The organism is Hephaestia sp. MAHUQ-44 (genome assembly GCF_023806085.1).
In the GTDB taxonomy this organism is placed as follows: Bacteria; Pseudomonadota; Alphaproteobacteria; order Sphingomonadales; family Sphingomonadaceae; genus Sphingomonas.
Window position 1 is genome coordinate 118,379 of sequence record NZ_JAMSLX010000010.1, and the last position, 7,409, is coordinate 125,787.

Here is a 7,409-nt window from a genome sequence, read left to right on the forward strand (position 1 = left end):
CCGATAAAAATACGAATAAAACAATAATAACAACGCAATAAGAATCATATAACCGAAGGGAGAGGGAACCCATGGCATCGACCGCGTCGCTCGGAGTCGCTGCGGCGACCCAACGGGCTGGCCGCTACCGCTGGGTCGTCTGCGGCCTGTTGTTCGCGGCCACCGCGATCAACTATGTCGACCGGCAGATGATCGGCGTGCTCAAGCCGACGTTGCAGGAAGAATTCGGCTGGACCGAAGGCGATTTCGCGACGATCGTCTTGTGGTTCCAGATCGCTTATGCGCTCGGGTACATCAGCTTCGGCAAGGTCGTCGATCGGGTCGGTGCCAGGCTGGGCTATGCGATCGCGATCGTGATCTGGACCATCAGCCACATGGCGCATGGCCTCGCCAGCAGCGTCACCCAGTTCGCGATGGCCCGTTTCGGCCTCGGCATCGGCGAATCGGGCAATTTCCCCGCGGGCATCCGCGCCGTCACCGATTGGTTTCCTCAACGCGAGCGCGCGTTCGCGATCGGTATCTTCAACGCCGGTGCCAATGTCGGCGCGATCATCACCCCGCTGCTGGTGCCTTTCCTCGTCCTCATGTTCGACTGGCGCGTCGCCTTTTATCTGACCGGCCTGCTGGGTATCGCGTGGCTGATCGCCTGGTGGATCATGTATCGCCACCCGCGCAAACATCCGCGCGTCACGCCCGCCGAACTCGCCTGGATCGAACAGGACCCCGCCGATCCGGTCACCCCGATTCCGTGGGCGAAGCTGGTCACGATCCGCGAGACCTGGGCCTATGCGCTCGGCAAGTTCTTCATCGATCCAATCTGGTGGTTCTTCCTGTTCTGGCTGCCGGGCTATCTGTTCGAGCGCTACGACCTCGATCTCAAGACGTTCGGGTTGCCGCTCGCCGCGATCTATCTGCTGTCCGACGTCGGCAGCGTTGCGGGCGGATGGATGTCGTCGCGCCTGATGAAGGCGGGCTGGAGCGCCAATGCCGCGCGCAAGCTGACGATGTTCGTCTGCGCCGCGTGCGTGCTGCCGATCTTCTTCGCCCAATCGATCGACAACGTCTGGGTCGCGGTGCTGATCATCGGGCTCGCGACCGCCGCGCATCAAGCGTTCTCGGCCAATCTTTACACCTTGCCATCGGACATTTTTCCGCGTGGCGCGGTGGGGTCGGTGGTCGGCATCGGCGGCACCGTGGGCGCGGTCGGCGGCATGGGGATGGCGTGGTTCACGGGCTATATCCTCGACGCGACGCACAGCTATGCGACCTTGTTCGCGATCTGCGCGGGCGCCTATTTCGTGGCGCTTGCCGCGGTCCAGTTGCTCAGCCCGCGGCTGGCGCGCGTCGACGGCATCTGATCCCGGTTGCGGCGCGCGGCACCATCGCCGCGCGCCACCATTCCCGGAAGCGGCCCGTTCCGAAGGCCGCCCGACCATGACAGGAGAATGCCTTGGGCATGTCGGTCCATCTGCGTCTGGTATCCACCCTCGCGCTTGTCGCCGCGGCGGCCGCGCCACCGCCCGCCCGGGCGCAGGATGGGCTTCTCTTTCGCGCCTCGGGCGACAAAAATCTGGTCGCCGACGAAGCGCAGGGCGCGGCGATCCCCAATTTCGAAAGCGAGATGTCGATTGTCCCCGACGGCGCGATCGGCCCGGCGATCCGCTGGAGCGACGGCGGCTATGTCGCCTGGGCCGCGCCGGGCAATATGTATGCACAGGCCGGCACGCTCTCGTTCTTCTGGCGCGCGCGCACCCCCGCCGGCGAGACGCCGTTCGTGATCTTCCGCGTCGGGTTCGCCGATCATTCGAGCTGGGACATGGCGTTCCTGCGGATCGACTGGAACGGCCACGGCTACGAAGCCTTCGTCACCGACGCCAATCTTGCACGTCACCGCATCTCGTGGACGACGGCGGCGCCCGATCCCGATGCGTGGCAGCATATCGCGTTCGGCTGGGACGAAACAAAGGGCGTGCGGCTCTACGTCAACGGCCGCGAGGTCGCGCGCGACGACGCCACCGCCGATCTCGACGCGGGGCTCGATCAGTTCGGACTCGCCGGGCGCATCATCTCACCGCACCAGGTGCAGAGCCGCTACAGCTTCATGCGCGGCAGCGATGTCGACGAAATCCGCGTCTACGATCACCTGCTCGATGCCGATGAGGTCGCCGCACTTGCCGCCAGGCGCGAGCCGACCGGCACCGCACGCCCCAACGCCGCCGCGCGCCGCACGGCCTGGCTCCACCGCTTCGGCTGGGATCATGCGCTGCCCGCGCCGCTCGACGCGCCGGTCACCACGATCCGCAAGATCGAATTCGCCGACGCGAAGGATCTGAAGCAATGGATGTGGAAGGGCGTCGACGGCATTGCCGAAACGACCTGGCCCGGCGTCTACAACCGCTCGCGGCTGCCGGGGCGCAACGGCTATTTCACACTGCCCGACTGGAACGTCTATGTCGAAGGCGGCAAGCAATATGACCTGACGCTGCCCGACGGCGCGCGCTTCAACCGCATCGAGCTGCGCGGCGCGGCGTTCGGCGATCTGCGCTGGACCGGCCCGGACGGTAAAACACGCACACTCGACAAGCGCCCGCAGGGCGTGGTGCGCAGCGTCACCGATACCGCTATGCTCACCGGCGGCACGCTCCACTTCACCAACGAACAGCAGGAAGAGCCGATCCAGGAAATCTGGGCGTATGAGGTCACCCCCGGCGCGATGCCCGACGACAATTTCAGCCTCGATTATCGCGTCAACGCCGATGCCGCGCCCGATTTCGCTGCGCTCGCCAGCCTCAACGCCTATATCGCGGGCCGCTATCCCGCCGACGAGCGCACCACCGTCGTCGCGCTGCCGGCAAGCGGCGCGAAAGCCGCCGCGGGGGCAGGCAGCGCCACCGATTCGGGGCGTATCGCCCGCACCGGCGGCGGCGCCCCGATCGTCCATATCCTGATCCCGGCGAGCTTCGGCGACGCCGCTCCCGGCAAGCCGCTGGCGCGCGCCTGGGACTATGGCTGGCAGAACCTCCACGACGGGCTCGACGGGATCGCGATCGCCCTCCCCGCGCTCGATCTGCCGCCGGTCAAGGACGGGCTGATCCCGCTCGATATCCGCATCAAGGATCCGATCTGGCCGGGGCGCGACATGATCGACGCCACCGTTTCGGTGCGTCCCGGCGAGGCACGCACGCTGTGGCTCGACCTGCGCGACCGCATCCTGTCGAACGACAGCCTCTATCTCTCGATCGCCTCGGGGGCGCCCGGCTTCGACGCGCGCGCGATCGACGGCGCGGGCATCCGGCTCATCTTCAAGGATCGCGCCGCCGCGCTGCCCGAGCATATCGCCGATCGCTTCAATCAGGTGCGCGACAATTGGGGCTTCCTCGTCGAGGAGCATACCGCCTCGAAACGCGAGGGATTGTACGCCCGCGTGTTTGCCGACATTTCCGATCTGCTGCGCGTCGCTCCCGATCATGCGGAAGCGCGTCGCTATTGGGCGGATATCAACTATCGCCCCGAAAACATGCCAAAATTCACCCAGCCGACGCCCCCCGCCGGGCAACCGCTCTGGGCCTTCCGGCAGCTTCAGGACCTCAAGCTCGTCCGCCATTTCGTCAATTGGTGGATCGACGAGCGGCAGGTTCCTTACGGCGATTTCGGCGGCGGCATTTCCGACGATACCGATCTGACCCAGCAATGGCCGGGGCTCGCGCTGATGGGGGTCGATCCCGACAAGATCAACGCCTCGCTGCGGGCGCTTTCCGAGGCCGCGTATCGCAACGGGATGCACACCGACGGGCTCGCGACGATCACCACCGACGAACTCCACGCCTATGAGGAAGGCTTGAACGCCGATGCCGAGCGGCTGTACCTCAACTGGGGCGAGCCAAAATCGGTCGAGCGGCTGATGCGCACGAGCAAGGCGCTCCGGCGTGTCATCATGCCCAACAAGGCGGGGCACCTCCATTTCGCGAGCAATTGGTACGGCGGCACCAAAATGTACCGCGAGGACGCCTGGGCCTGGCAGAAACCGTACAGCTTCGTCGTCACCCACGCGCCGATCCTGATCGGAGTCTATAACGGCAACCCGCAAGCCGAGGGATTGATCACCGGCCTGATGGACGGCTGGGCCGCGCACGCCAAGCCGGACGCAGACGGCCGGTTGGTGTTTCCCAACGAGATCAACTGGAACACCGATGGCGAGCGCAAGGGTGACGGCGGCGGCATCGATACGCCGCTGCAATCGGCCTGGGCTGCGTGGCGCTTTACGGGCGACGCCAAATATCTCGCGCCGATCCGGTCGCGGCTGGCGGTGTCGGGGCCGGGGTTGCTTGCGCAGTTCAATGAAAACGCGTTCGAGGCGCTGCCCGACGGCAAACGGCTTGAGCAGGAGATCATTCCTGCCGCGCAGGGCAAGGGCAGCGATTTCGCGCGCTACGCCGCATGGCAGGCAACCGGCGACAAGGCATGGCTCGAGGCGCTCCATGCCGATGCGATCGCCAGCAAATCGCAATATCAATATATGTACACCGAGGGCCATTGGTGGACCGATCGGGTCGACCAGCCCAACGAGATCCTCCAGCGCGAGCGGCTCGGCGGGATCGCACTCAAGCGCAACCAGACCTATCCCGGCAACACCGTCAGCTGGCGGTTCGCCGACCCCGACGGCGCGGTCAACACCGCGATCCTCGTTCCCAATGCGACGCGCGAGGCTTTTCGCGTGCTCGGCTACAATGTCACCGCCAGGCCGCTCGCCGCCACGATGTCGACCTGGAACGTCACCGCCGGCACATGGGAAATGCGCGTCGGCACCAGCGACGATGGCGGCAAGACGGTGCACTGGTCGCGAAACCCGCAAGCGCTGACGCTCGAACGCAGCGCCGACACCCCGGTTCGCTTTCTGCCCGGCACGACGACGGTCCTCGATTTCAGGCTGGTCACGCCAACGACGCCGACCAACCAGCGGCCCGATCTGGGGATCGGTGCCGACGATGTCGCGATCGACAAGGACGGCGTTACGCTGACGGTCCACAGCCTCGGCGCGCTTCCCCTCACGGGAGGCACCGCGCAGCTTGTCGGGCCGGATAAGCGTGTGCTTGCCAGCGCCCCGATCGCCGCGCTTGCCGCCCCGCTCGATCTCGAGCCGCGGACGGTTGCGGTGCGGCTCGCCTATGCCGGCCCGCTGCCGCGCGGTACCCGCGCGACGGTGACGATCGACGGCGACGTGCCCGAGGTCACCCGCCTCAACAACACCGTAGCACTCGATGCCCTCGCGCGCGATTGATTCGCCCCTGCCCTCGCGCCGGGCTTTGCTCGGCGGGTTGATCGGTATCGGGATTGCCGCCCAATGGCCGGCGGCGGCGATAGCGTCGGACGCGGCGACGCGGCTCACCGCCGTGCTCGATCGCTGGGCCGCACTGGGCACCCCCGCCGCACGCCTGCGCGCGCTGGAGGGTTTCGACGCCGTCGCCCTGCCCCTCGCCGCCCGACTGGACCTTGAGGCCGCGCGGCTGGGCTGCGCGATTGATAGCCGGCTTGCCGATGCCGGCGAGGCGCCCACACGCCGCTACCCGCTGCTCACAGAACGCGCGTTCGGGGCGCCAATCGACGTAGCCGAGGCACGCGCCACGCTCGATACGCGGATCGAAATACTGCACCGGCGCGCGCACGAACTGATGGACCGGCTTGAAATCGCCCCTGGCACCATCGCCGCCCGATTCGATGCCGCCTTCGCCGACAAGCGCTGGCGCTACGCCGACAACGAGGCCGGGCGTGACCGCGCGGTGGCCGACATGAACGCCTGGCTCGATGCAGTGCGTCCGCATCTGGCCGATTGGCTGGGCCCGCTCCCACTCGCCTGCGCCAATGTCGCCACACGACGCCTGACATCGCAGGAGATCGCCGCGGGCAAGGGGGGCTACCGGATCATCCCCGACAAGGCGACGGCCGGCTTCTATGTCGTCGACCTGAAAGACATCGCCCGCCGCCCGGGCTGGACGCTGCGCAGCGTCGTCCATCACGAGCTGCTCCCCGGCCATATGGTGCAATTGCCGATCGAGGCGCAGACGCCGCCGCATCCGGTCCGCGAGGCCTATGCGGGCGGCTATGTCGAGGGCTGGGCAACCTATGCCGAAGCGCTCGCGGTCGACCGCGGGCTGTTCGCGGACGATCCGGCGGGCGAACTCGGCGCGATCCACTGGCTGCTGTTCCGCGCCGTGCGCGGGCGCGTCGATCTCGCGCTCCACGCCGATGGCTGGGACATCGACCGCGCGCTCGATCTGTGGCGGAACGCGTTGGGCCAGCCGATCTATTTCGTCGATTTCGTCGCCGATACCGCGCGCATCATGGCCGATCCCGGCATCCGGCTGGCCGAAGCCGCATTCTGGCTGAAATTCGAGCGCGCCGCCGCGCCCGCCCCCGCGCTCGTCGATCGCCTCGCCGGCGGCCGCCGCCCCGCCGCGCTCTTTGCGTAAGGACGCGCGGCTATCAATCGTGGGCCCCTCGGCCTACACCAAGGCCATGGCTGAACGCTTGCCCGATCCCATCCCCGCTGCAACCCTGATCTTGTTTCGCGAGACCGATGCCGGGCCACCCGATATCCTGTTCGTCGAGCGCGCCCGGACGATGGCGTTCGCCGGCGGCGCGATCGTCTTTCCCGGCGGTCGGATCGACCCTGGTGACGATGCGCTTGCGCGTACCCTCGGCGGCGACACCGGCGAAACGGCTGCCCGCGTCGCCGCGATCCGCGAGACGATCGAGGAAGCAGGTATCGCGGTGGGCCTGGATCGGCTCCCCGATTCCGCAACGCTTGGCCGCCTGCGCACCGCGCTTCACGCCGGACGCCCCTTCGCCGAACTGCTCGCGCACGAGCGGCTGGCGATCGATCCCGACGCGCTGGCGCCCTTTGCGCGCTGGTGCCCGCAACACGCCCATGCGCGGATCTTCGACACGCGTTTCTACCTCGCACGGCTGCCTGATGGGGCGCCCGACCCGGTGGTCGACAATACCGAAAACGTCCGCGTCTTCTGGCGAACCGCCACCGACATGCTCGACGATGTCGCACGCGGCACCGCACGCGCGATCTTCCCCACGCGACGCAACCTCGAACGGCTCGCGACCTTCGGGAGCTTCGCCGAGGCGGTGGCCGGCGCGCGCGCTTTCCCGGTCCGCACCGTCGCGCCGTGGACCGAGACGCGTGACGGCGGCACGTATCTCTGCATCCCCGACGATCTCGGCTATCCGATCACCGCCGAACCGCTCGCCACCGCGATCCGCGATTAGAGTCGGCCCGGTTCTAGAGTCAGATGACCTCATGCTGACCCGTATCCTGCGTTGAGCAGATAGTTGCGGCATTCTGCTGGCGGGAAGGCGTCGAGCAAGGTGCCGATGCGTCGCCATGTTGTTTCGTGGGATCG

4 protein-coding genes and 1 pseudogene are annotated in these 7,409 nt (G+C 67.2%); 4 read left to right on the plus strand and 1 reads right to left on the minus strand.

The window, feature by feature from the left end:
• Positions 1 to 71 precede the first annotated feature (71 nt).
• The 4 genes from NFE57_RS11995 (at position 72) to NFE57_RS12010 (ending at position 7,275) form a co-directional block, all read left to right on the plus strand.
• Positions 72 to 1,358: an MFS transporter gene (locus NFE57_RS11995; RefSeq protein ID WP_252135820.1), complete on the plus strand. Its 1,287-nt coding sequence runs from the start codon at positions 72 to 74 to the stop codon at positions 1,356 to 1,358.
• A 98-nt stretch (positions 1,359 to 1,456) separates the two neighbouring features.
• The gene (locus tag NFE57_RS12000) at positions 1,457 to 5,278 is read left to right on the plus strand and encodes a LamG-like jellyroll fold domain-containing protein (RefSeq protein ID WP_252135821.1); all 3,822 of its coding nucleotides are present in this window, start codon (positions 1,457 to 1,459) and stop codon (positions 5,276 to 5,278) included.
• 25 nt (positions 5,279 to 5,303) lie between these two features.
• Complete coding sequence (locus NFE57_RS12005; protein ID WP_252135822.1) at positions 5,304 to 6,467, plus strand: DUF885 family protein; 1,164 nt, start codon at positions 5,304 to 5,306, stop codon at positions 6,465 to 6,467.
• Positions 6,468 to 6,513: 46 nt separating this feature from the next.
• A complete protein-coding gene (locus NFE57_RS12010) occupies positions 6,514 to 7,275 on the plus strand; it encodes an NUDIX hydrolase (RefSeq protein ID WP_252135823.1) in 762 nt (253 codons plus the stop codon).
• Positions 7,276 to 7,304: 29 nt separating this feature from the next.
• On the opposite strand, the pseudogene NFE57_RS12015 reads toward NFE57_RS12010, so the two are convergent.
• A pseudogene (locus NFE57_RS12015) lies at positions 7,305 to 7,409 on the minus strand (IS630 family transposase); the annotation flags it as partial.